The organism is Luteibacter sp. 9133 (genome assembly GCF_000800155.1).
Taxonomy (GTDB): domain Bacteria; phylum Pseudomonadota; class Gammaproteobacteria; order Xanthomonadales; family Rhodanobacteraceae; genus Luteibacter; species Luteibacter mycovicinus.
Window position 1 is genome coordinate 942,661 of sequence record NZ_JUHO01000001.1, and the last position, 21,017, is coordinate 963,677.

Consider the following 21,017-nt stretch of genomic DNA (forward strand, 5'->3'; position numbering starts at 1 on the left):
AAATGGCTTTCGCTCGCACCGGGCGTCGCGATGATGGGGGGCATGAGCATGGGCGCCGCCGCTGCGTCGCGCTTCACCAGTCAGCGTCCACCGGTGGGCAAGCGCAAGTTCACCAGTGATGCGGTGGAACACCTCATCGCCGCGACGAAGAAGAAAATCGCCGATCCCGAGCTCGCCTGGATCTTCGAGAACTGCTTCCCGAACACGCTGGACACCACGGTCGAGCTCGGCCGCCTGGACGGCTACGAAGATACCTTCGTGGTGACCGGCGATATCGACGCCATATGGCTGCGTGACTCGTCCGCGCAGGTCTGGCCTTATCTTCCGCTGACCCCGAAAGACGAGGGGCTGCGCAAGCTGTTTCGTGGCCTGATCCGCCGCCAGGCACGCTGCATACTCATCGACCCCTATGCCAACGCGTTCCTGCCCGATACCAAGGGCAAGAGCAAGATGGACTGGGCGCAGGCCGACATCACCGACATGCGTCCCGGCGTGGCCGAGCGCAAATGGGAGATCGATTCGCTCTGCTACCCCGTACGCCTTGCACATGGCTACTGGCAGACCACGGGCGACCGCGAGCCGTTCGACGAATCGTGGCGCGCCGCCACACGCAGTATCGTGACGACCTTCCGCGAACAGCAGCGCAAGGACGGTCACGGCCCGTACCAGTTTCAGCGCCCGTCGCCGAAGCCGACCGAGAGCCAGTTCCTCGATGGCTACGGTCAGCCGACGCGTCCGGTCGGCATGATCCACGCCATGTTCCGCCCTTCGGACGATGCGACGGTCTATCCGTTCAACATCCCCGGCAACCTGTTCGCGGTGGTGACGCTGCGTCGCCTTGCACAGATGCACGGCACGTTGTTCGGTGACCAGGCGTTCGCCAGCGAGGCCAATGCGCTGGCCGATGAGGTCGAGGAGGCAGTCGAAAAGTACGGCGTGATGCACGACGGCCAGGACGATTTCTGGGCCTACGAAGTCGACGGCTATGGCAACCAGTTGTTCATGGACGACGCCAACGTGCCCAGCCTGCTCGCGCTGCCGTACCTGGAGAGCGCGAAGCATGATGCTCGCTATGCACGCACGCGTCAGCGCGTCTGGAGCACGGCCAATCCGTATTTCTTCAAGGGTACGGCCGGTGAAGGCATCGGCGGTCCGCATGAAGGTCTGCGTATGATCTGGCCGATGTCGATCATGATGAAGGCCTTCACGACGGATGACGCGGCTGAAATCCGCCAGTGCCTGCACTGGCTCAAGACCACGCACAACGGTACTGGCTTCATGCACGAAGCCTTCGATCAGGATGATCCGAAGAAGTTCACGCGAGCCTGGTTCGCGTGGGCCAACACCCTTTTCGGCGAGCTGATCGTTCATCTCGCCGACAAGCACCCCGACACCCTGCGTCGCGTCTGACGCGACATCCGAGCTGGAGCGATTCATGGTCAACCGTCGACGTTTTCTGCAAGGGATGGCTGCCTTCACCGCCATCGGTCAGCTAGGCTCCCTCACCGCGCTGGCCGGTGGCGTACAAGAAAGCCTGAAAACGCCACCATCCGGCGGCGGCACCGTCGGTGACAGCGTCTTGCGTTACGTCGACGTCTTCGTCGGCACGGGCGGTCACGGTCACACCTATCCCGGTGCCACCCGACCGTTCGGCATGGTCCAGCTGAGCCCGGACACGTACAACGCGCAGTGGGATGGTTCGTCCGGTTACCACCAGGGCGACGGCTCGATCATGGGCTTCTCGCACACCCACCTGAGCGGTACCGGTGCGGCCGACATGCTCGATTTCCTGGTCATGCCCTCGATGGGCCCCGTGCTGCTGCAGCCTGGCGACCGCGATTTCGACGGCGTCAATTACGTGTCGCGCTTCGATGCGAAGAAGCAGGGCGACGGTAAGCCCGAGAAGGGCTATCGCAGTGGCGTAAAGGGTTACCGCTCGCACTACACCGGCGAGCAGGCCCACCCGGGTTACTACCGCGCCAAGCTCACCCGCTTCGACATCCTCGCCGAACTGACCGCGACGCTGCGCGCCGGCATCCATCGTTATACGTTCGGCAAGGAAGGCGACGCGCACATCCTGTTCGATCTGGCGCATGGCTACGGCGATGCGATGGACAAGCCCGCCAACGTGACCGATGCCGAGCTGACCCTGGTCGGTAACGACACGCTGGTCGGCGGTCGTCGCGTATGGCAATGGGCCTCCGGCCGGGTGATCTACTTCGCGATGAAGCTGTCGCGTCCCGCCGCCAGCGTCACGTTGTATGACGAGGACAAGGCGCTGCCCAAGGGGTCGACGACGGCGAAGGGCAATCACCTCAAGGCCGCGTTGCACTTCGACAAGGCCTCATCCGAGCCCCTGCTGGTCAAGGTCGGTATCTCCGGCGTGGACATCGACGGCGCGATGCGCAACCTGGACAACGAGATTCCCGGCTGGGACTTCGACGGTGTTCGTGCGTCGGCCGAGGCCGAGTGGATCCAGGAACTGTCGAAGATCCGCATCGAATCGTCGTCGGACAAGATCAAGCGGACGTTCTACAGCTCGCTGTATCACACGATGCTGGCGCCCACGGTTTTCAGCGACTTCGACGGGCGCTATCGTGGCATGGACAAGGCCGTGCACACGTTGCCTGAGGGGCGGCACAACTACAGCACGTACTCACTGTGGGATACCTATCGGGCCGAGCACCCGTTGTTCACGCTCTACCAGTCCGATCGCGTACCCGACCTGGTCGACGGTCTGGTCCGTCTCGCGGTGGAAAGCCCCAGTGGCGCGCCGGTCTGGCCGCTGCAGGGGATCGAGACGGTCTGCATGATCGGTTATCACTCCGCCGTGGTCGTAGCGGAGGCGCAGGCCAAGGGCTTCAAGGGTATCGATTATGCCAAGGCCTGGCCGGTGTTCCAGCGTCGTGCCATGCAGGACGATTACTTCGGCCTGACGTACTACCGCAAGCTCGGCTTCATTCCCAGCGACAAGGAAGGCGAGGCCGCCAGCAAGACGCTCGAGTACGCGTACGACGACTGGGCGGTAGCGCACATGGCCGACGCTCTGGGTCACGCCGACGAGGCGAAGCTGCTGCGCAAGCGCTCGCAGAATTACGTCAACGTGTTCGACAAGGACATGCAGTTCGTTCGTCCGCGTGCGGAAGACGGCTCATGGCTGCAGCCGTTCGATCCCATCGCCATCGGGCATTCGAAGCGCTGGCGCGATTTCACCGAGTCCAATGCCTGGCAGGCTACGTTCCTCAATCAGCACGATCTGTACAACTACATGCGGCTGTTCGGTGGTGAGCAGGCGTTCGAGGCCAAGCTCGACGGTTTGTTCAATGCCGATCCCACGCTGCCGGAAAACGCGCCGCCGGATATCGCCGGCATGGTGGGCCAGTACGCCTTTGGCAACGAACCGGGGCACCACATGCCCTACCTGTACGCTTACACCGGTTCGCACCACAAGACCCAGGCGCGCGTGCGCATGCTGCTCGAGACCATGTACCTGCCGGAGCCCGATGGCCTTCCGGGCAACGAAGACTGTGGCCAGATGAGCGCGTGGTACATCATGAGCTCGATGGGTCTGTATGCCGTGGATCCCGTCAGCACCCACTACGTTTTCGGCAGCCCGCTGCTCGATCGTGCGGAAGTGCAGGTGGGTGCGGGCCGCACGCTGGTGATCGAGGCGAAAGACAACGGACCCGGGCGCCCGTATATCCAGTCGGTGTCGTGGAACGGCAAGCCGTGGACGAAGAGCTGGATCGCCCACAAGGACCTCGAGGCGGGCGGCACGCTGAGCTTCGCGATGGGGGATAAGCCCAACGTCGAATTCGGCAAGGCCCTTGCGGACCGCCCACCATCCTTCGGTAGCGCCCCCAGCGCGTAAGGTTTTGCCGCTAACGGCGGGAGCGACCGTGATGGCGATGGGGTGCTTGTGGAAGCGCCCCATGTCATCCGTAATCTTCACGTATGTATAGACGTCCAAACCGCAAAGTGTGACACCTGCACCGAAACATCCCGCGCCATGGGTCCACCATCGAACGACCCTACAACGCAGGAGTCACGCTCATGCAGCCATCGAAGCGCTTCGGCGCTCGCGCGCTCATCATCGCCTCGCTCGTCGCCGCGGGGCCCACATTTGCCGACACGGTGAACTCGTATCAGCAGAACGGTTACACGCTTACCGTGACCGACAAGAATTCGGGCATCGCGCAGTCCACCGTCGATACCATGATAAGCACCTTCTTCACGATCTATCCCAAAGAAGCGGCCGACTTCAATCCGAATACGTCGAAGACGGTGAACATCGTCCTCGATCCGTCCTACGACGGCGTGGCCGCGACGGCTAATGCGACCGAGACGTACGGCGCGGCGTACATGATCGCGAATCCGAACGACACCGATACGGTCACACATGAGTCGATGCATATCGTGCAGGACTATGGGCAGCAGAATATTCCCGGATGGCTGGTCGAGGGTATCGCGGATTACGCGCGTAACCGCTATGGGGTGAACAACGCGGCCGCGGGCTGGTCGCTACCCGATTACGCCCCCGGGCAGAACTACACCGACAGCTACCGCATCACCGCCCGGTTCCTCGTGTGGGTCGAGGAGCATCACGCGGGAACCGTGCAGGGTCTTGACGCGGCGTTGCGCGGGCGGTCGTACACCGACCTGACCTGGGCACAGCTGACGGGCGCGGATGTCGATACGTTATGGGCGCAGTACACCGCGTCGCCTGGCATCTGACCCCATTCACGGCGGCTAGACCCCGGTAACGACACTCTCCTCGCGCCGGAAGGGCCGGCGGGGGAGGGTTCAGACATGTCTTACGCCGGGCGTATGTATCTTCGACTGTTCATGCCGAGCCTTCTCGCCTTCGGTACGGGATCGTTGGCCGCTGGCGTGACCCGGGCCGCCCAGCAGGCGCCGGGCGATTTTGGACTGGTGTCTCTTTATTCCAATCTGCCCGCCTGGCTCTTCGCCGGCGGTCTTTTCGTGGCCGTCGGCTCGGCTGCCATCCAGTTGCTGAGGCTGCGCCTCTGGGACCGCGGCGTCATCGCGGGTTGCTACGTCTGCGGCTGCCTGCTGGCGTCTCCGCGGGCGGCACGCCGCGGGCTTGGGACGACGCGCGAATGCATGGGTTGCGGCAAGGTGCATGGCACCAACCACCGGCTGCTGCCGACCGTGGTGCCGCTGGCGGTGGCCGTTAAGGACGGTGCCAGCGCGCCGGTCAGGAGCGTACGTTCGTTACCGTGATGCGGTGACCCACCCGCTCCAGCAGCGCGCGAAGCGCTTCGGCGTCCTCCACACGGGTGTCATCCTCCAGGGACAGCCATAGCGTGTCGCCGGAAAGGCCATGCACTTTCTCATTGAATTCGACCTCGATGGCGAGCTTGCCACCGGGCTGGACGACCGATACCCGGAAATTACGTGACTGCACGCGCTGGTTACCCCTGGTGAACTGGCTGTCTGTGTGTCCGGTGCATTTTAGCGGGCCCGGCGAGGAAAATGCTGTTCGCGTACGGTGACGCGTGACCCACGACACGTTCACCCGCCCACGACGGCGCCTCCTTGTAAATCCATGGCACGAGGAGAAGCCCTATGCTGCAACTGAATCCGCCGCTGCCCATGAATACGCCGAAAGGCGAGGGATTTGCCCATTTCCTGCTCGACTATGGCCCGGAGTCCGATCTGTACTGGACGGTGTTCATCACGGCCACGGGTGAGATCTGGACATTCGCCAATCGCGAAGTCCGCGCTTCCAAGAACATCACACTGGGGCGCACCTCGCCATCCGTACCGCGTCAGGCCCCGCCGCGTCGCCAGGCGGAAGGCCGGGAACCGGGCGTGCTCCCCTTCGCCGTGGCTGACGCTCCGGTCTGACGCCCTCGTCCGCACGGCATAGATCGTGTGGTGATCTGTGCCCCGGTCGATACCGATGTCACATTGGACCTGCAGGGTGCGCCACTCCGGCGCGGTGCCCGACAGGGGGCGTGATGCAAACGGATCAACGGTTGCCTGCCATCGTGATGGGGCGTGGCCCCACCGCACTGGGCATTCTGCGCAGCCTTCATCTGGCCGGCATCCCTGCCTATGTCGCGTGTCCGCCGGACGACATCGTCACGCGATCGCGCTATTTCAGGGCGTTACCCGGCTGTCTGGGCTGGGACGGTAGTCCGGGGCCGCAAGCCATCGAGGCACTGGCGGCACTGCCGCTGGCCCGGGCCGTGATCATCCCGGGTGCCGACGATGCCGCGCTGTGGCTCGCCGATCTTCCGCACAGCGTGCTCGGCTGGCGTTTCCTTGCAAGCACCGCGCGACGTGATGCGCAGGCCCTGCTTCAGGACAAGTCACTGTTTGCCGGCTATCTGGCGGCGATCCATGTGCCACATCCGCGCACCTTCCGTCTGGCCGACGCAGCGGACGTGGAGGCGATTCCGTTCGAAACCCTGGACCGGGTCTTCCTCAAGCCGGTCAATTCGCAGAAATTCAGTGATGTCACGGGCGTCAAAGGCGTCTGGGTGCAAGGACGGAGCGCATTGCGTGATGCCTGGGCCCGGTTCCACGCGCAGGGGTTTCGCGTCATGGCGCAGGAGTACGTTCCCGGCCCACCCAGCGAACATTTCTTCATCGACGGGTTTCGTGACGGGCAGGGCGCGTATACCGGGCTCTTCGCCCGTCGTCGCCGCCGGATGTCGCCTCCGGACTTCGGCAACAGTTCGTGCTCTCAGGCCGTGCCGCTCGCGATCGTGCCGGACGCGGTGCGCAGCACCTGTCGCGTCCTCGATGGACTGGACTACCGGGGCATCTTCAGCGCGGAGTTCAAGCGCGATGCGCGCGACGGCGCGTTCCGCCTGATCGAGGTGAATACGCGCGCCTGGACCTATGTGGAGTTCGCGGCGCGCAGCGGCGTCAACGTCTGCGAAATGGCCTGGCAAGACGCGCAGGGCCTGCCGGTGAAACGCGCGACGCGTGCCTATCGCGACGGCGTCGCCTGCGTGGACCTGTATCACGATATCGCCAGCATTCGTTCTACCCCGGCGGCCAGGCATCCGGGCTGGATCCGCCTGCTGATGGAGTGGGTCGGTGCTGATCTGCACGTGTTCCGCCGCGACGATCCATGGCCTGCATGGCATTTCATCCGCGGCCTGCTGCGTAAACGGTTCGGTTTGTCAGTCGGCCCTGCCGAGCGGGGCGGCGACATCTTCGAGGGACCGTCGCTCGGCGGCGATGCCAAGTAACCACGCGGCTGCCGCCCCGATCAGCATCAGCGAAGCACCCAGCGCGTAGCCCCAGCCGATGGACATGCGCTCGCCACTGCCGATGAGGCGGCCGAACAGCCACGGGCCGGCGACGCCGCCGAGTGCCGTGCCGAAGGCGTAGAACAGGGCGATGGCCAGGGCGCGCAACTCCAGTGGGAAGCTCTCGCTGACGGTGAGGTAGGCCGAGCTAGCGGCCGCGGAGGCGAAGAAAAACACGATGCTCCAGGCGATCGTCTGCGTTCGCGCGTCGAGGTGGCCGTGGACGAAGAGCCAGGCGGTGACGAACAGCAGCAGTCCGGACAGTGCATAGGTCGCCACGATCATCGTCCGCCGGCCCAGCGTGTCGAACAGCCGTCCGAGCAGGAGCGGGCCGAGGAAATTACCGGCGGCGAATGGCAGCAGATAGAGACCGACATCCGCATCGGCCACGCCGTAAAAGCGGCCGAGCACCAGCGCATAGGTGAAGAAGATCGCGTTGTAGAAGAACGCCTGCGTGGCCATCAGTACCAGGCCCAGCACGGTCCGCTTCGGATAGACACGGAACAATGTACGGGCAACGTCCGCAAGGGTCAGTCCGCGCGGACGCAGACGCAACCGTGGCAGCGGTTCGGAAGGGGGAGCGACGTCGAGGCGCTTCTCGATGTCGGCGACCACGGCCTCGGCCTCCTCGATGCGACCATGAAGCATCAGCCAGCGCGGGCTCTCCGGAATCCAGTGCCGCAGGAAAAGAATGCCCAGGCCCAGCACGGCACCCAACCCGAAGGTCAGTCGCCAGCCGATCTCGGCCGATACCCAGCCCATGTCGAGCAGGCCTACGGCGGCGAGCGCGCCCAGTGCGGCGCCGATCCAGAAACTGCCATTGATGACCAGATCCGTGTGGCCACGATAGCGTGCCGGAATCAGTTCCTGGATCGCCGAGTTGATGGCGGCGTACTCGCCGCCGATGCCCGCGCCGGTCAGCGCGCGGAAGATCACGAAGGTGAGGAAGTCCGGTGAGAAGGCCGTAGCGGCCGTGGCCGTCAGATACAGGCCCAGCGTCACCGTGAACAGCTTCTTCCGCCCGAGCCGGTCGGTAAGCCACCCGAAGAAAAGCGCGCCCAGCACGGCACCGACGAGATAAAGGCTGCCCGCCAGTCCCACCTGACCGTCGGTGAGGTGGAGGACCGGGCTGGATTTGAGCGCACCGGCGATCGAGCCGGTAATGGTCACCTCGAGCCCGTCGAGCACCCAGGTGATCCCGAGGCCAACGGCCACCAGGGTATGAAAGCGCCCCCAGCGCAGCCGGTCGAGCCGCGCGGGAACATCGGTCTCGACGATACCGTCGGGGAGCGTGGCCTTGGGATCCATGCTCCGACCGTACGAGGCAGGAAGTGGTCATTCCGTCAGCGCGGCACGCGGTACCCGCCCGGCCTGCCGTGCGGCGACAGGGTCAGCTGCCACAACTGGTCGCGGCGGCTGCGGAAGACACCGGCGGAGCAGCCCAGGTAGAAATTCCACATCCGGCGGAATCGCTCGTCGTAACGTGAGGCCAGTTTTGGCCAGGCCGCCTCCACGTTGGCACGCCATGCCATCAGCGTGCGGTCATAGTCCGCGCCGAAATTGTGCCAGTCCTCCACGATGAAAAGCCCCTCGAGCGCGCCAGCCACCTGGCTCATCGAGGGAATCACCGAATTGGGAAAGATGTACTTGTCGATCCATGGGTCCGGCCGTCCCGGTGCGCCGTTGCTGCCGATGGTGTGCAGCAGAACGAGGCCATCCTTGCGCAGGCAGCGTCGGGCCACTTCGAACCACGTGCGGTAGTTCTTGCCGCCGACGTGCTCGAACATGCCGACCGAAAGGATCGCGTCGAAAGGCTCGTCGAGGTCGCGGTAGTCCTGCAGGCGGATCTCGACCGGCAGGCCGTGGCATAGCTCACGGGCGTAGGCGGCCTGCTCCTTCGAAACGGTCACGCCCACCCCGCTGACGCCGTAGCGCTCGGCGGCGAACTTCAGTGCCTCGCCCCAGCCGCAGCCGATGTCTAGGATGCGCTGGCCGGGCCGCAGGGCCAGCTTTCGGCAGATCAGGTCGAGCTTCGCTTCCTGCGCGTCATCCAGATTGTCGGCGTGCGCCCAATAGGCACAGGAATACACCATGCGTTTGCCAAGCATCGCCTCGAAGAGATCGTTACCCAGGTCGTAATGACGTCGTCCGACGTCCCAGGCGTGCGCGCCCCGCTGGCGGTTGATCAGCCGCGCCCTGAGATGCGTCATCAGGGTGTCCAGCGTGAGCACCGACTCGTCGAGGTGCGACGACAGCACGCGAGCGAAAAAAGCGGGCAGGTCGCCGACATCCCACCAGCCATCCATATAGGCCTCGCCAAAACCGAGCGTACCGTGGGCGAAGACACGCGCGTAGGTGCGCTCGTCGTGGATCACCAGGTCGGTCGGGCGTTGTCCGCCGAGCGTGATGCCTGCTTTTTGCAGGAGGATCTGTGCGCGTGCCTTGAGGGAAGAAACATCGTGAGTCATCGATGGAACTCCTTTGGATCCTCGTCAAACGTGGCGAAGCACTCCGCGGGCGATCGCCAGCCCGGCAACCGTCAGCCCGATCGAACCTATCAGGTGCAGTGCGACATGCGCGGCGAACCAGGCGTATTGCTGCCGCAGCAGCAACCCGGTGGATTCCGCCGAGAACGTCGAGAACGTGGTGAGCCCGCCGAGAAAGCCGGTGGCGATGAGCAGACGCAGTTCAACCGGCAACGTCTGGAAGTGGTCGAACACGCCGAGCGTGACGCCCATCAGCAGGCCGCCGGCCAGATTGGCGCAAAGCGTCCCGAGCGGGATGTTGGGAACGAGGGCATTGAGCGCCACGGCCAGCCACCAGCGCAGCAGGCTGCCCACGGCGCCGCCGATCCCCACAGCAAGAAATCCGCTATAGCCCATGTGACCCTCGATGCGATGTGGCGGTTCGATTATGGGGCTTTGCGGTGAGCCGGGCGAGGGGATCGGAGGCTTGCCGCTATACTGATCGTTCCCCTGAACGCCATGGCCGCTCCCATGACCTCCGCGACGCGCGACCCGAGGCGCTACCTGCCGTTTCTGCTGGCCGCTCTGTCGATGATCGGGCCGTTCTCGATCGATGCGATCTTTCCGGGCTTCCCGGACATCGGCCGCGACTTCGGGGTGGGCGCCGTCGCTCTCCAGCAGTTGCTGAGCGTCTACCTGCTGGCATATGCGGTCATGAGTCTGTTCCACGGCGCGTTGTCGGACGCCTATGGCCGTAAGCCCGTGATCGTCATCGCGATGGCTGTCTACACCGTGGCGTCCGTCGGTGCGGCCCTGGCGCCGAGCTTCAGCTTCCTGCTGGGTTGCCGCATCCTGCAGGGTCTTTGCGGCGGCGCCGGCATCGTCGTGGGTCGGGCCGTCGTGCGTGACACCATGCACGGCGAAGAAGCCCAGCGCATGATGTCCAAGGTGATGATGATCTTCGGCGTGGCGCCGGCCATCGCGCCTATCGTCGGCGCGTGGCTGCTGGGCATCGATGGCTGGCGCGGCATCTTCTGGGCGCTGACCGGCTTCACGACGTTGCTGACCCTGGGCGTCTCGTATTTCCTGGTCGAGTCGCATCCGCCTGCGCATCGCACGGTATTTCGTCCGCGACCGCTGTTGCGCGGCTATAGGGCGATCCTCAGCGACCTGCCGTTCTGGCCACTGGCGATCGCGGCGTCGGTCAATTTCTCCGGTTTGTTTCTCTATATCGCGTCGGCGCCGCATCTGATTCGCGACCTGCTGGGTCTGGGCGCGAGCGGGTTTCCGTGGCTGTTCGTGCCGGTGGTCAGCGGTATGGTTGCCGGTGCCTTCGTTTCAGGGCGCGTGGCGGGAAGGGCCAGCGCGGCCCGCACCGTGTCATGGGGCTATGCGTCGATGCTGTCGTCGTGCGCGTTGAACCTGATCCTGGCGGTGACGCTGGATCACCCACGGGTGCCGTGGTCGACGCTGCCGCTGGCTCTGTATGGGTGCGGGGTCCAGTTGGCCTTCCCGACGCTGACGTTGGTGTTGCTGGACCGTTTTCCTGAGCAGCGCGGCGGCGTGTCATCGGTCCAGGCGTTCGGAAGTCTGATCCTCACGGCTCTCGTGGCCGGCGTGCTTTCGCCGGCGCTGTCCGACAACATGCTGACTCTTGCCATCGGCGCCACAACGATCTGCCTGATCGGTCTCGCGGCGTGGATGTGGTACGTCTCGCTGGAGCGCCGCCGCCTGGCGCGTGCGAAGGCCGGGGCGGCGTCGAGCGTGGTTTCGCAGATCGAGCGCAACGAACCGGGCTGAGTATCGGCCCGGCGGCAAAATGGGGGAGAGCACGTTCAGCCTCGTGCCGCGTCCAGTACATTCGCCACTTCCGCATGGCCTGTGGACCTCAACAATACGGCGACGACGGCGAAAGCCGAGCCCAGGATCATCGCGAGGCCGGCGAGAGCCATTAGCGCCAGCTGAAGCTTTGTCGGGACCGCTGACAGTGTCTGGTGGATAGATGAAAAGTTGGCATCCATTTTCTGGTAGACAGCAGCGAAGCCCGCATCCATTTTCTGGTAGACGGCAGCGAACTGCTGATCGACAGCAGCGAAGCCCGCATCCATTTTCTGGTAGACGGCAGCGAACTGCTGATCGACAGCAGCGAAGCCCGCATCCATTTTCTGGTAGACGGCAACGAACTGCTGATCGACAGCAGCGAACCCCGCATCCATTTTCTGGTAGACGGCAACGAACTGCTGATCGACAGCAGCGAAGCCCGCATCCATTTTCTGGTAGACGGCAACGAACTGCTGATCGACAGCAGTGAAGCCCGCATCCATTTTCTGGTAGACGGCAGCGAACTGCTGATCGACAGCAGCGAACCCCGCATCCATTTTCTCGTAGACAGCAACGAATTTCTGGTCGACGGCAGCAAACCCAGCGTCCATTCTCTGTTGGGTGGAAGCGAATTCCGCGTCCATTTTCTGGCCGATGGATCCGAATCCCGCGTCGCTCGATTGTTCTATGACGGTGAGTCTCTTATCTATCGAATGGAGCTGGTCCTTGATGGCGCGCGTGTCGCCCCGCATCTCATCCAGGTCGCGGCGAATGAACTGGCTGTCGGTTTCCAGGCGGTCGATTCTTTTTCCGATATCGCCACCGTGAGACGACGTAGCAGCTGCGACGCCGCCCGTGTTGCCGCGAGCGGGGGGAGTCTCCCGTGGACCGGGGATGACGTACTTCATCGTTGTTTCTCCATTGCCGACAGGCTCACGCACCTCGAAACCCCGCGGATGTCTCCGCGGTAACGTCGGGCGATGCCTGATCCAAGGCTAAGGGAGCCGATCCGCCTTTAGAATCGGATAAATCTGAAAAAAGCGCCTGGTTTGTGCCAGTTAGTCGACAGGCAGTCCGCGGTCACGGAGAAACGCGCGCGCTTCAGGCGCGTCCTGCTCGAACCATGCGAGCGTGGAGCCCAGACGATAGGTGTAACCCCAGCGATCCATGTCTTCCATGATGCGTGCACTGCCTACCGAGGGAAGGTGTCCGCCGAGCACGATCTGCAGGTAGCAGGTGGCGTCCTCTTCCTCGATGGAATCCGTCGCATCGGTGTGGACGAGCGCACGCTTGTCCTCCGGCAGCACGATGAGGTGGCAGGCTTCGTGGAGGAGGGAGTGGACCGGGGTGTCGGTGCGCGCGTAGACCGTCGTGCCGATGATGCCGGCTTCGGTGTCGCCCCAGTAACTGCCCGGTATGGCTTCGCCGAGGGAGACCTCGACGAGGCTGAGGCCGAACCCTTTCAGCAGCTGGCGCGGTTCGTCGAAACCGATGTCGCCGACGCGGAGGACCGCGTCGGCGGGATCGGCCGGACTCATATCGCGGACTTGCCGTCCGGCAAGGCGACGGAGAGTTCGAGTACTTCGTGGCCGCTGTCACGTTCGAGCGTCACGTTGACTGCCTCGACGTCGACGTTGACGTACTTGCGGATCACTTCGAGCAGCTCGTTGCGCAGCAGCGGCAGGTAGTCGGGACCGCCGCGCGTCGAGCGCTCCTGGGCGACGATGATGCGCAGACGCTCTTTGGCGACGCCGGCGCTCGGTTCGGGTTTACGCTTCAGGAAATCGAGGATACCCATGCTCAGCCTCCGAACACGCGCTTGAGGAAGCCCTTCTTGACCGGCTCGAGGAAGCGAAGCGGACGCTCTTCGCCCAGAATGCGCGCGACGGTGTCCTTATAGGCCGCACCGGCGTTCGAGTTGTCATCCAGGATGACCGGCACGCCCGCGTTGGACGCGGCGAGCACGTTCTCCGATTCCGGGATGACGCCGACGACGTTGATACCGAGGATTTCCTCGACGTCCTTCACGCTGAGCATCTCACCGGCTTCGACCCGGTTCGGGTTGTAGCGCGTGAGCAGGAGGTGCTGTTTGATCGGTGCCTCGCCCTTTTCCGCACGACGGGTCTTGCTCGAAAGCAGGCCGAGGATGCGGTCGGAGTCTCGGACCGAGGAGACTTCCGGATTGACGACCACGACGGCATGGTCGGCGAAGTACATCGCCAGGTGCGCGCCCTTTTCGATGCCGGCGGGGGAGTCGCAGACGACGAAGTCGAAGTTTTCCTTCGTGAGTTCGTCGAGGACCTTCTCCACGCCTTCCTGAGTCAGGGCGTCCTTGTCGCGCGTCTGCGAGGCGGCGAGCACGAAGAGGTTTTCGTGGCGCTTGTCCTTGATCAGCGACTGCTTGAGCGTGGCTTCGCCGTGAACGACATTGACGAAGTCGTAAACCACGCGCCGCTCGCAGCCCATGATCAGGTCGAGATTGCGCAGGCCGACGTCGAAGTCGATGACGGCGACTTTCTTGCCCTGCATGGCGAGGCCGGTGGCGAGGGAGGCGCTGGTGGTGGTCTTGCCGACTCCGCCCTTGCCGGAGGTGACGACGATAATTTCTGTCAAGAGATGTCTCCGAGTGTTGCTGCGACGGACGGCATCAGAGCCGTGCGACCATGAGTTTTCCACTGTCGAGCCAGCACTGAACGGCCTGGCCCTCGAATTCTTTGGGCATGTCTTCAAACACGCGGTAGTGACCGGCGATAGCCACCAGCTCGGCACGGAAATCCGAGCAGAAGATGCGCGCCGACTCGTCGCCCTGTGCCCCGGCCATGGCACGGCCGCGCAGGCTGCCGTAGACATGGATGGAGCCATCGGCGATGACTTCCGCGCCATTGGCGACGGCAGCCATGACCACGAGATCGCGGTCGCGGGCGTATATCTGCTGGCCGGAGCGCACGGCGCTGCCGATGTGCTGCTGGGCTGTCGTGGCGCCGCCGGTGTCTTCGTCGTTATCCAGCGGAGCGCGGGCCGGTTCGGCGCGGCCCGGTGCGGGCGGCGCGACCTGCACGGCGGCATCGCCCGACGCGGGTTCGTACTGGGCACGGAACTTGGCGATAAGCGGGAGATTCATGCGCTCGGCGAGCGCTTCGGTCTCCGCGGTTCCGTAAGCAATGCCGACGGGCAGCATGCCCGCGCTGCGGATGGCTTCGAGCAGCGCGTCGACCATGCCGTCGTCCGGCAGCTTCGGCAGGTGTGAGAGGTCGAGGACCACCGCGGCGCGGTTGAACATCTGCGGCGCGGAGCGCACGCGGCGTTCGAGTTCTTCGACCAGCGCGGCGGCATCGACCCGGCGCAGGCGCACGCAGGCGATACCGACCTGGCCGAAGCGGAGGTCGCAGGCGGCTTCGAGGGATTCGGCGCGGGCGTTCATGCGCGTACTCCTGCGGCATCCGCCGGGCGTTGCCGCTCGCCCAGCCATGCGAGGGCGGGCAGGCCGTCCTGCTCGAGGTAACGCTCGCGCACGAACGGGAAACTGGGCAGTTCGCGGGCGAGCAGACTCACCTTCGGGCCGGTCTCCCCCATTTTTTGCTGACCGACTTCCTGGAAGCCCATGGTGCCGTGGAACAGCACGGTCTGGTCGTCGCGGGGTTCAAGGAAGACTTCGCAGGTCAAAAGCGGCACACGTACCTCGGCATAACTTTGTACATCGCAGTAGAAAATGCGGCCCAGACCATGCCCGCGCGATTCGGATGCGATCACGATGCGATCGATATACACGAAGCTTTCGTAATGGGCCTGGAACCAGCGGAAATTGGGGCTGGTGTAGTCGGCGTCCTGGCGCATGGCGATCAGGAAGCCGAGGATGCGACCGTCCTGTTCGGCCACGCGGAAGTAATGCGCGATGTCGTACAGGTAGCGCAGGCGGGACATGTCCGTGGCGAGAATGCCGGTGCCTGCCTCGTTATTGAGTGCGAGCACGGCATCCAGGTCGTGCTCGCGCACGTCGCGGATGGCAAGGGCCATTCGTTGCTCCGCTTGAGTGTTCTTGGAAAGCGACCCCCAGGCCGCCGAATGCGCGGCATTATGGCATGCCCGCGACTCGCCGGGGAGCGCGACGCGGATGTAAAACCGTTGTAAAGCCAACGCTTGCCGCCTGCCGGAGCGTGACTTCTATCAGGTGGTGGGCGGCGCGCGAGGCCCTATGATGAGGCCATGTCCAAGCTTCAGTTCAATCACGTCCGGCTGCTGCGGTACGCCACCTATCTGGCCTACCTCTGCGCGGGCCTCCCGCTGTCGATCCAGCGCGCCGGTAACCAGCCGGGCCAGATCGGCGACATGGCCTTGCTGGCCTGGATCGCGTGCTACCTCGTCTTTGGCGTCGTCTACTGGCTCCTGACCCGCCAGCTGGGTTCGCGCGTGGACGGTTTCACGCGCGTCGCCGTCCTGCTGATCCTGACCGGCACCGCGCTCGCCGTGGGAGGGCTGAGCAAGAGCGGCGTCAGTGCGCTCCTGCTGGTGATCGTCGCCGCTGTGGTTCCCTGGATCATCAGCCTGCCCCTGGCGATGGCCTGGATGGTGCTGGCGCACGTCGCCCTGATACCCCTGTTCTATGCCGCGGTCGGCTGGTCGCTGGTCGCCTCGGTCATGCAGGCGGTCCTCTATTTCGGGTTCTCGGCCCTGATGTTCATCGCCTCGCTGATCGCCAGCCAGCAGGCGGACGAGCGCGAGGAATTGCGCCATCTGAACGCGGAGCTACGCGCGACCCGCGCGCTCCTGGCCGAGTCGACCCGCATCGCGGAGCGCATGCGCATCGCGCGCGACCTGCACGATCTGGTCGGTCACCACCTCACGGCGCTCAGCCTCAACCTCGAGGTCGCGAGCCACCTGACCAACGACACGGCCCGCGAGCATGTGCTGAAGGCGCAGAAAACCGCCAAGCAGCTGTTGGCGGACGTGCGGGAGGTGGTCAGCGAGTTGCGTCAGGACGACGCCATCGACCTCACCCAGGCCCTGCGCAGTCTCACGGAAGGCGTGCCGGGGCTGGCCGTACACCTGAGCGTCCCGCCGCGTTTCGGCGTGGAGGATCCGCGTCGGGCGCAGATGCTGTTGCGTTGCGCCCAGGAGATCCTCACCAATACGGTCCGTCACGCCAACGCTCGCAATCTCTGGCTGACCTTCCGTCACACCGGACCGGACGAACTCTGTCTGGACGCGCGCGACGATGGTCGCGGCAGTACCCAGTTCCAGCCGGGCAACGGCCTGAACGGCATGCGCGAGCGTCTCGCCGAATTCGGCGGGACGGTCACCTTCGGGGGTGGGATGCAGGGCGGATTCGCCCTGACCGCCCGCCTGCCGCTGGGTGAGGAGCCCACGCTGGCCCACGCCCCGGCTCGTCACACGCTGGAGGTCACGGATGACGCCGAGGCCCTCCCGCGTGCCACACTTTCCGTTCCTTCCGAGGACCACCCATGATTTCCGTCTGCCTCGTTGACGATCAGAACCTGGTGCGCCAGGGCATCCGCTCCTTGCTGGACCTCGCCGGCGATATCCGTGTCGTGGCGGAATGCGCCGACGGCGCCCAGGCGGTGCAGACGATCCCCCAGGTACGGCCGGACGTGGTCCTGCTCGATCTGCGCATGCCAAACATGAGCGGCCTGGAGGTCCTGCAGACCCTGGGTGGCCGCAATGAGCTCCCGCCGACGATCATCCTGACCACCTTCGACGACGACCAGCTGGTGTTGTCCGGCCTGAAGGCCGGCGCCCGTGGCTATCTGTTGAAAGACGTGTCGCTCGATCAGCTCGTCGAGGCCGTGCGCACCGTCTCCGCCGGCGGTTCGCTGGTGGCGCCCATGGTCACCCAGCGCCTGCTGGCCGGCGTGGGTCGCATCCAGAACCAGTTTTCCAGCCTCGAGCAGCCGGATCCGCTGACCGAACGCGAGACCGAGATCCTGCGACTGCTGTCGGGCGGCTACAGCAACAAGGAAATCGCCAATTCCCTGCGGGTCGCCGAGGGGACGGTGAAAAACCATGTGTCCAACATCCTTTCCAAACTGGGCGTCCGGGACCGCACGCGCGCCGTATTGAAGGCGCTGGAGCTCGGGATCGTCTGAGCCCGACTCGACCGGGCGGCATCGTCCGGGAGCTTCCGGCCGAAAATCCGCTTGTGCAGGCTTGCGAAAAAGGGCAGGGGACCCAATGGCGTTCCCTGTCGTGAGCAGCTACCATCGGCTCTTTCGGCGCTGGCGAACCCCAAGCCACGGCCGATTCTTCAGGGGTGACCATGCGGCGTCCATGGCCGTGTGCGGAGCCTGTTCGTAAGACGTTCGGAGAACCGTGGAATGACGCGTCTGTTAGAATTTATCGTTGCCCTCGTCATCGTCGCCGTATTGGGCGTCGTTGTCGGGCTGGCTATGCCCTCGGCCGGACACGTCGAGCGCGAAATGCTGATCAGCAAGGACTTGCGCCAGGTTTACGACGTTTTCAGCAACTTCCGTCGTTTCCCTGACTACACCGTCCTTCGCTCCTTCGATCCCAAGGTCCAGTTCGAGCTTTCGGGCAAGGCTTACGGTCCGGGTGCCAAGATCGCCTGGAAGGCCGACGACAAGAAGGTCGGTGACGGCTCGCTCGAGATCGCCTCGATCGATCCGGATTTCTCCAAGGTGTCCGATGCCGGCAAGGGCACCATCGTCTGGAACGTCGACAACGCCTGGCGCGGTAACGACAAGAAGTTCACCATCAACCTCGAGCGCACTGGCCGCAGCCAGAAGCTCGTCAAGGTCAAGTGGGCTTACGACGTCGACTACGGCTTCAACCTGGTCAACCGCTTCTCCAACCTCTATATCCACGGCGATCCGGACGCGCTGATTCAGTTCAGCCTGTCCAACCTTCAGAACCTGATGGCTGCGATCCCGAACATCGACTACAGCAAGATGGTTCCGGCCATCGCCGACCAGCCGGCCAAGCCGATCCTCTTCGTGTCGACCACGGCCCCGCGCACCCTCGACGACGTCGACACCGCGTCGGACAAGGCCTGGGGCGAACTGCAGGCCGCGGCGAAGAAGCTGGGCGTGAACATCGTCAGCCCGCGCATCACCTTCACCACGAACTGGGGCGACCAGAACTATACGTTCGACGTCGCCGCCGAGATCGACGCCACCACGCTGAAGATCAACGGTCAGGACGTCGAACTGACGGCCGCCCAGCGTCCGTCGCTCGACGCCGCCGCTCCGGCCGCCGCCTCGACGGCCGCCGCTCCGGCCGCTGCCGATTCGGCCGCGCCGGGTAGCAAGGACAAGCTCGGCCGCGTCATCGTCGACGGCAACGTCAAGGCTGTTCTCGCCTTCGGTGGCAAGGCGCTCAAGGCGGAGTGGAACGGCACCGGTGCCGGCCTGCCGCAGACGCGTCAGATGCTCGAAGCCTACTCGCAGACCCATGGTTACAAGTTCGACGACGTCACCTTCCGTCCCTACGACATCCAGGTGAAGGCGCCGACCAACAACCACGGTACGATCGAGGGTTACGACGAGCAGAAGTTCGAGATCTACCTGCCGCTGCAGGGCGACAACATTCCGGAGCAGACTCCGGAACAGGAAGCCGGCCTGAAGCAGCCGGGCCTGGAAGAATCGGCTCCGGCCGGCTCGTCCTCCGCCCCCGCTCCGGCGGGTACCGCTGCGGCTCCGGCCGAAGCGGGCACCGCGCCGACGATGGCCCAGTAAGCCTCGTAAGCCATGCGACACGAAGAGCCCCGGTAACCCCGGGGCTTTTTTATGCGTTAATTGTCGTCAATGATCGAGACCGACCGACTGACCCGTTGCTATGGCCCGCTGATCGCGGTGGATGCCCTTTCCCTGCGTGCCGAACCGGGCCAGGTGCTGGGGCTGCTCGGCCCCAATGGCGCCGGGAAGTCCACGGCCATGCGCATGATCGCGGGGTTCCTCACGCCGACGTCCGGCACCGCCCGCGTCTGTGGCCACGACGTCCGCAAGGAGCCCCTGTCGGCCAAGCGCGCCCTGGGCTACCTGCCGGAGGGTGCGCCCAGCTATGGCGAAATGACGGTCCGTGAGTTCCTTACGTTCATCGTCAGGGTTCGTGGCCTGGACCGCGACATCGCGTATCGGCGCTTCGATGAGGTCGTCGCCCGTCTCGAACTGGAAGACGTGCTGGAGCAGACCATCGGTACCCTGTCCAAGGGCCTGCGTCGCCGGGTCGGCCTCGCGCAGGCGATCCTGCACGATCCTCCGGTACTGATGCTCGACGAACCGACGGACGGCCTGGATCCCAACCAGAAGCATTCCGTGCGCATGCTCATCGATGCCATGGCGCGGGAGCGCACCATCCTGATTTCCACGCATCTGCTCGAAGAGGTGCACGCTTTGTGCAATCGCGTCGCGATCATCGCCAACGGCAAGCTCCTCGCCGACGCGACACCGGCCGAGCTGGAGGCGCGCTCGCGGTATCACGGTGCCGTTTCCTTCAGCGCGCAGGGCAGTGCGGTGTCCCGCGAGATGCTTGCGCGCATTCCGGGCGCGTCGATGGTGGAAGTGGATCCGCTGGATGGGCGGGTCACCGTGTTCCCGAAACCGGGGCAGCCGATCCTCGACGAGGTGCAGGCGCTTCTTCGCACGCAGAACCTGCGGGTTTCGGAGATTCAGCTGGAGCAGGGCAGGCTGGACGAAGTCTTCCGGCAGATCACGACGCAGCCGCGCGGAGGCCACGCATGAGCGCCGTCACCGCCATCGCGCGCCGCGAGTTGTGGGGCTACTTCGTGACGCCTGTGGCCTACGTCTTCATGGTCATCTTCCTGGTGCTGGCCGGAACGCTGACGTTTTACAGCGGCGATTTCTACGATCGCGGCCTGGCCGACCTGCAGCCTTTCTTCGACATGCATCCCTGGCTGTACCTCGTGCTGGTGCCCGCCGTGACCATGTCGATGTGGGCCGAGGAACGGGCGTCCGGCACGCTCGAACTGCTGTTCTCGCTGCCGGTGTCGATTTCGCAGGCCGTGCTGGGCAAGTTCCTGGCCGCCTGGGCCTTCATCGGTGTTTGTCTGGTCCTGACCTTTCCGATCTGGATCACGGTGAATTACCTCGGGGATCCCGACAACGGGGTGATCCTCGCCGGCTACGTCGGTAGCTGGCTGATGGCCGGTGCGTTCATCGCCATCGGGGCGTGCATGTCCACCGCTACCCGGAGCCAGATCGTCGCGTTCATCCTGACCGCATCGGTGTGCTTCCTCCTGCTCCTGGTCGGACAGCCCCAGGTGCTCGATTTTTTCCAGGACTCGGTGCCGCCGAAGCTGATCGGCGCCATGGGGCAGCTGAGCATGGCGCGACACGCCAACGCTATCGCCCGCGGGGTACTCGATCTGCGCGACCTGGTGTACTTCTTCGCCACCATCGTCGCCTGGCTCGGCGCGAGTGTCGTGGTACTCGACCTGAAGAGGACGCGCTGA

22 protein-coding genes are annotated in these 21,017 nt (G+C 64.5%); 12 read left to right on the forward strand and 10 right to left on the reverse strand.

The annotated features are described in order from the left end of the window. Positions 1 to 30: 30 nt before the first annotated feature. The 4 genes from FA87_RS03915 (at position 31) to FA87_RS03930 (ending at position 5,244) form a co-directional block, all read left to right on the forward strand. Positions 31 to 1,410, forward strand: a complete 1,380-nt coding sequence (locus FA87_RS03915) for a glycoside hydrolase family 125 protein (protein WP_052191488.1) — start codon at positions 31 to 33, stop codon at positions 1,408 to 1,410. A 25-nt stretch (positions 1,411 to 1,435) separates the two neighbouring features. Then, complete coding sequence (locus FA87_RS03920; protein WP_036115601.1) at positions 1,436 to 3,871, forward strand: GH92 family glycosyl hydrolase; 2,436 nt, start codon at positions 1,436 to 1,438, stop codon at positions 3,869 to 3,871. Positions 3,872 to 4,053: 182 nt separating this feature from the next. Next, entirely contained in the window at positions 4,054 to 4,734 is a 681-nt protein-coding gene (locus FA87_RS03925; RefSeq protein ID WP_043692570.1) for a basic secretory protein-like protein, read from the forward strand. Between the two features lie 75 nt (positions 4,735 to 4,809). Then, positions 4,810 to 5,244: a hypothetical protein gene (locus FA87_RS03930; protein WP_043692572.1), complete on the forward strand. Its 435-nt coding sequence runs from the start codon at positions 4,810 to 4,812 to the stop codon at positions 5,242 to 5,244. On the opposite strand, the gene FA87_RS03935 is transcribed toward FA87_RS03930, so the two are convergent. Further along, positions 5,219 to 5,428, reverse strand: a complete 210-nt coding sequence (locus tag FA87_RS03935) for a hypothetical protein (protein ID WP_036115595.1) — start codon at positions 5,426 to 5,428, stop codon at positions 5,219 to 5,221. The genes FA87_RS03930 and FA87_RS03935 overlap by 26 nt on opposite strands. Positions 5,429 to 5,589: 161 nt before the next feature. On the opposite strand from FA87_RS03935, the gene FA87_RS03940 reads away from it, so the two are divergent. Together FA87_RS03940 and FA87_RS03945 are read left to right on the forward strand one after the other, a co-directional pair. After that, entirely contained in the window at positions 5,590 to 5,871 is a 282-nt protein-coding gene (locus FA87_RS03940) for a hypothetical protein (RefSeq protein ID WP_197056550.1), read from the forward strand. Positions 5,872 to 5,984: 113 nt separating this feature from the next. Beyond that, positions 5,985 to 7,229 (forward strand): hypothetical protein, encoded by a 1,245-nt coding sequence (locus FA87_RS03945; RefSeq protein ID WP_156128491.1) that lies wholly within the window; start codon positions 5,985 to 5,987, stop codon positions 7,227 to 7,229. Here FA87_RS03945 and FA87_RS03950 read toward each other — a convergent pair. From FA87_RS03950 to crcB, 3 genes are read right to left on the reverse strand one after another with little or no spacing between them, the layout of a single operon-like run. Further along, positions 7,161 to 8,597, reverse strand: a complete 1,437-nt coding sequence (locus FA87_RS03950) for an MFS transporter (RefSeq protein WP_043692583.1) — start codon at positions 8,595 to 8,597, stop codon at positions 7,161 to 7,163. The two genes, FA87_RS03945 and FA87_RS03950, sit on opposite strands and share 69 nt — an antisense overlap. A 35-nt stretch (positions 8,598 to 8,632) precedes the next feature. Then, positions 8,633 to 9,757 carry a cyclopropane fatty acyl phospholipid synthase gene (gene cfa, locus FA87_RS03955; RefSeq protein WP_036115586.1) on the reverse strand — a complete coding sequence of 375 codons (1,125 nt, stop codon included), beginning with the start codon at positions 9,755 to 9,757 and terminating at the stop codon, positions 8,633 to 8,635. 24 nt (positions 9,758 to 9,781) lie between these two features. Further along, a complete protein-coding gene (crcB, locus tag FA87_RS03960) occupies positions 9,782 to 10,171 on the reverse strand; it encodes a fluoride efflux transporter CrcB (protein WP_036115584.1) in 390 nt (129 codons plus the stop codon). Positions 10,172 to 10,285: 114 nt separating this feature from the next. On the opposite strand from crcB, the gene FA87_RS03965 reads away from it, so the two are divergent. After that, positions 10,286 to 11,554 (forward strand): multidrug effflux MFS transporter, encoded by a 1,269-nt coding sequence (locus tag FA87_RS03965; RefSeq protein ID WP_043697357.1) that lies wholly within the window; start codon positions 10,286 to 10,288, stop codon positions 11,552 to 11,554. A gap of 35 nt (positions 11,555 to 11,589) precedes the next feature. Here FA87_RS03965 and FA87_RS03970 read toward each other — a convergent pair whose 3' ends face one another. The 6 genes from FA87_RS03970 to FA87_RS03995 all read right to left on the reverse strand — a co-directional run bounded on the left by FA87_RS03970 (position 11,590) and on the right by FA87_RS03995 (position 15,589). Then, a complete protein-coding gene (locus tag FA87_RS03970; RefSeq protein WP_043692586.1) occupies positions 11,590 to 12,483 on the reverse strand; it encodes a hypothetical protein in 894 nt (297 codons plus the stop codon). 150 nt (positions 12,484 to 12,633) lie between these two features. Continuing rightward, positions 12,634 to 13,113, reverse strand: a complete 480-nt coding sequence (locus FA87_RS03975) for a hypothetical protein (protein WP_036115581.1) — start codon at positions 13,111 to 13,113, stop codon at positions 12,634 to 12,636. Continuing rightward, entirely contained in the window at positions 13,110 to 13,373 is a 264-nt protein-coding gene (minE, locus tag FA87_RS03980; RefSeq protein WP_036115579.1) for a cell division topological specificity factor MinE, read from the reverse strand. Before minE ends, FA87_RS03975 begins: the two co-directional genes overlap by 4 nt. A 2-nt stretch (positions 13,374 to 13,375) precedes the next feature. After that, positions 13,376 to 14,188, reverse strand: coding sequence for a septum site-determining protein MinD (gene minD, locus FA87_RS03985; protein ID WP_036115578.1), 813 nt, complete (start codon positions 14,186 to 14,188; stop codon positions 13,376 to 13,378). 34 nt (positions 14,189 to 14,222) lie between these two features. Next, on the reverse strand, positions 14,223 to 14,996 hold the full coding sequence (gene minC / locus FA87_RS03990) for a septum site-determining protein MinC (RefSeq protein ID WP_043692589.1): 774 nt from the start codon (positions 14,994 to 14,996) through the stop codon (positions 14,223 to 14,225). Further along, positions 14,993 to 15,589, reverse strand: a complete 597-nt coding sequence (locus FA87_RS03995) for a GNAT family N-acetyltransferase (protein WP_043692592.1) — start codon at positions 15,587 to 15,589, stop codon at positions 14,993 to 14,995. Before FA87_RS03995 ends, minC begins: the two co-directional genes overlap by 4 nt. Before the next feature lie 189 nt (positions 15,590 to 15,778). On the opposite strand from FA87_RS03995, the gene FA87_RS04000 reads away from it, so the two are divergent. The 5 genes from FA87_RS04000 (at position 15,779) to FA87_RS04020 (ending at position 21,017) form a co-directional block, all read left to right on the forward strand. Then, positions 15,779 to 17,038 carry a sensor histidine kinase gene (locus FA87_RS04000; protein ID WP_081996457.1) on the forward strand — a complete coding sequence of 420 codons (1,260 nt, stop codon included), beginning with the start codon at positions 15,779 to 15,781 and terminating at the stop codon, positions 17,036 to 17,038. After that, positions 17,035 to 17,676 (forward strand): response regulator transcription factor, encoded by a 642-nt coding sequence (locus tag FA87_RS04005; protein ID WP_036115573.1) that lies wholly within the window; start codon positions 17,035 to 17,037, stop codon positions 17,674 to 17,676. The genes FA87_RS04000 and FA87_RS04005 overlap by 4 nt, the downstream gene beginning before the upstream one ends. A gap of 228 nt (positions 17,677 to 17,904) precedes the next feature. Continuing rightward, a complete protein-coding gene (locus tag FA87_RS04010; protein WP_036115570.1) occupies positions 17,905 to 19,281 on the forward strand; it encodes a polyketide cyclase in 1,377 nt (458 codons plus the stop codon). A 69-nt stretch (positions 19,282 to 19,350) separates the two neighbouring features. Continuing rightward, complete coding sequence (locus FA87_RS04015; RefSeq protein WP_043692595.1) at positions 19,351 to 20,286, forward strand: ABC transporter ATP-binding protein; 936 nt, start codon at positions 19,351 to 19,353, stop codon at positions 20,284 to 20,286. Then, a complete protein-coding gene (locus FA87_RS04020; protein ID WP_036115567.1) occupies positions 20,283 to 21,017 on the forward strand; it encodes an ABC transporter permease subunit in 735 nt (244 codons plus the stop codon). The genes FA87_RS04015 and FA87_RS04020 overlap by 4 nt, the downstream gene beginning before the upstream one ends.